At 73.2% G+C, this 2,735-nt stretch carries 3 protein-coding genes; 2 read left to right on the top strand and 1 reads right to left on the bottom strand.

Going from position 1 to position 2,735, the window contains the following annotated elements; translation table 11 throughout:
* Positions 1-465, top strand: a 465-nt coding sequence (locus CCL05_RS42685; RefSeq protein ID WP_143590060.1) for a zinc-binding dehydrogenase, incomplete at its 5' end; no start/stop codon positions are given.
* On the opposite strand, the gene CCL05_RS42680 is transcribed toward CCL05_RS42685, so the two are convergent.
* Positions 455-1,489 (bottom strand): GlxA family transcriptional regulator, encoded by a 1,035-nt coding sequence (locus tag CCL05_RS42680; protein WP_086565857.1) that lies wholly within the window; start codon positions 1,487-1,489, stop codon positions 455-457. The genes CCL05_RS42685 and CCL05_RS42680 overlap by 11 nt on opposite strands.
* Before the next feature lie 71 nt (positions 1,490-1,560).
* On the opposite strand from CCL05_RS42680, the gene CCL05_RS42675 reads away from it, so the two are divergent.
* The coding region (locus tag CCL05_RS42675; RefSeq protein WP_086565858.1) for an MFS transporter at positions 1,561-2,735 on the top strand (1,175 nt) is incomplete at its 3' end.

Below are 2,735 nucleotides of genomic sequence, written 5' to 3'. Positions count from 1 at the left end.
CTCGCGGGCGCCCTGCGGATCGTGGCCGTCGACGCCAACCCGGCGAAGGAGGAGGTGGCACGCCGCTTCGGCGCGACGGACTTCCTCACCTCGACAGCAGGCGTGCGGGACATCCTGCCCATGGGCGTGGACCACGCCTTCGAGTGCGTCGGCCGGGTGGAGCTGATCCGGCAGGCGATCGACGCGCTGGACCGGCACGGCCAGGCGGTCCTCCTCGGGGTGCCGCCGGCCACGGCCGAGGCGTCCTTCCGCGTGGCGTCGATGTACCTCGACAAGTCCGTCCTCGGCTGCCGCTACGGTTCCTCCCGCCCCCAGCGGGACATCGCCCTGTACGCCGAGCTGTACCGCCAGGGCAGGCTGCTGCTCGACGAACTCGTCACCCGGACCTACCCGGTCGAGGACTTCGAGAAGGCGGCGGCGGACGCGGAGGCCGGGCGGGTGGCGCGCGCGGTCCTCACGTTCTGACGGCCCTCTTGTCCCTGGCGGTCCGGAAGGTGCGCCGGTAGGCGGTGGGCGTGACGCCGAGCGCCGCCTGGAGGTGCTGGCGCATCGACTGGGCCGAGCCGAAGCCCGCGTCGCGGGCCACCTGGTCGACGGAGCGGTCGGTGGTCTCCAGCAGGTGCCGGGCCCGTTCCACGCGCTGCTGGGTGAGCCACTGGCCGGGGCTGACGCCGGTCTCCTCGCGGAAGCGGCGGGTGAAGGTGCGGACCGACATGGACTCCTGGGCGGCCATGTCGCGCAACTGGATCGGCTCGTGGAGCCGGCCCAGGGCCCAGGCGCGGGCGGTGGTGGTGGAGGCCTGCTGCGGATCGGGCACCGGCCGCTCGATGTACTGCGCCTGACCGCCGTCGCGGTGCGGCGGTACGACCGTGCGGCGGGCCACGTCGTTGGCGACGGCGGCGCCGTGGTCCCGGCGCACGATGTGCAGGCACAGGTCGATGCCGGCGGCGACGCCCGCGGAGGTCAGCACGTCGCCGTCGTCGATGAACAGCACGTCCGGGTCGACCCGGATCCTGGGGAAGAGCCGCTGGAGGCGCGCCGCGTCGGCCCAGTGGGTGGTGGCGGGGCGGCCGTCGAGGAGGCCCGCGGCGGCGAGGACGTAGACGCCGGTGCAGATGGAGGCCAGCCGGGTGCCGGGCCGGAGGCGGGCGAGGGCCGCGGCCAGTTCGTCGGTCAGCACGCCCTCGCGGTGGACCGGGCCGAGTCGGTACGACGACGGGATGATCACCGTGTCGGCTTCGGCGAGGGCCTCCGGTCCGTGCGCCACGTGGATGGCGAAGTCGGCGTCCGTGCCGACGGGGCCCGCCTCCCGGACCGAGCAGGTCACCACCTCGTACAGATGCCGCCCCAGGGCGTCCTTGGGGCGGCCGAAGATGCGGTGCGGGATGCCCAGTTCGAAGGGGAGCAGCCCGTCGAGGGCGAGGACGACGACGCGGTGAGGACGGAAGCCGGTGGCCGGGACGCGGCGGGCATGGCTGGCCGATGTCATGGCCCGATCCTAGCGAATGCTGTCCTCCGGGCCACTCGATGGAGCCTGCCGCAGGCCGGAAGCTCTATGTCGTGACCCAGACAAGCGAAGCCGCAGCAGTCGCACAGCAGCCGCCGAAGCCGGGCCGCGGCAGCCGCACACGCGTGCACCGGGCCTGGTTCGTCGCCGCCGTCACCTTCGTGACCATCATCGGCGCGGCCGCCTTCCGTTCCGTGCCGGGCCTGCTCATCGACCCGCTGCACGACGAGTTCGACTGGTCGCGCGGCACGATCGGCGCCGCCGTCTCGGTCAATCTCGCGCTGTACGGTCTGACGGCCCCGTTCGCGGCGGCCCTGATGGACCGCTTCGGCATCCGCCGGGTCGTCGCGGTCGCCCTGACGGTCATCGCGCTCGGCTCGGGCCTCACGGTGTGGATGACGGCGGCCTGGCAACTGATGCTGTGCTGGGGCCTGTTGGTCGGCCTCGGCTCCGGCTCCATGGCGCTGGCGTTCGCGGCGACCGTCACCAACCGCTGGTTCACCGAGCGGCGCGGCCTGGTCAGCGGCATCCTCACCGCCGCGTCCGCCTCCGGCCAGCTGATCTTCCTGCCCCTGCTGTCCTGGATCGTCGAGCGGCACGACTGGCGCCCGGCGGCCGTGACGGTCGCGCTCGCCGCCCTGGCGGTCGTCCCGTTCGTCTGGCTCCTGCTGCGCGACCACCCCGCGGACGTGGGCCAGAAGCCGTACGGGGCCACCGAGTTCGTACCGAAGCCCCCACCGGTCCCCGGCGCCGCCCGCCGGACCGTGAACGTCCTGTTCTCGGCCGCGCGCACCGGCCCGTTCTGGCTGCTCGCCGGCACCTTCGCGATCTGCGGCGCCTCGACCAACGGCCTGATCCAGACCCACTTCGTGCCCGCCGCCCACGACCACGGCATGCCCCTGACGACCGCCGCCTCGCTGCTCGCGGTCATCGGCGTCTTCGACGTCGTCGGCACGATCGCCTCCGGCTGGTTCACCGACCGCTTCGAAGCCAGGCGCCTGCTCGCCGTCTACTACGCCCTGCGGGGCGTCTCCCTCCTCTTCCTCCCCCTGCTGCTGGTGACACCGAGCGTCCAGCCGCCGATGATCTTCTTCATCGTCTTCTACGGCCTCGACTGGGTCGCCACCGTCCCGCCCACCCTCGCCCTGTGCCGCGAGCAGTACGGAGAGGACAGCGCGATCGTCTTCGGCTGGGTCCTCGCCTCCCACCAGGTCGGCGCGGCCCTCGT

The organism is Streptomyces africanus, assembly GCF_002150735.1.
GTDB lineage: Bacteria > Actinomycetota > Actinomycetes > Streptomycetales > Streptomycetaceae > Streptomyces > Streptomyces africanus.
This window is presented reverse-complemented; position numbering and strand designations above follow the sequence as displayed.

What these genes read in the sequence shown, in the direction of transcription:
- CCL05_RS42680 (WP_086565857.1), bottom strand. Translation starts at nt 1,489, where the DNA reads ATGACATCGGCCAGCCATGCCCGCCGCGTCCCGGCCACCGGCTTCCGT.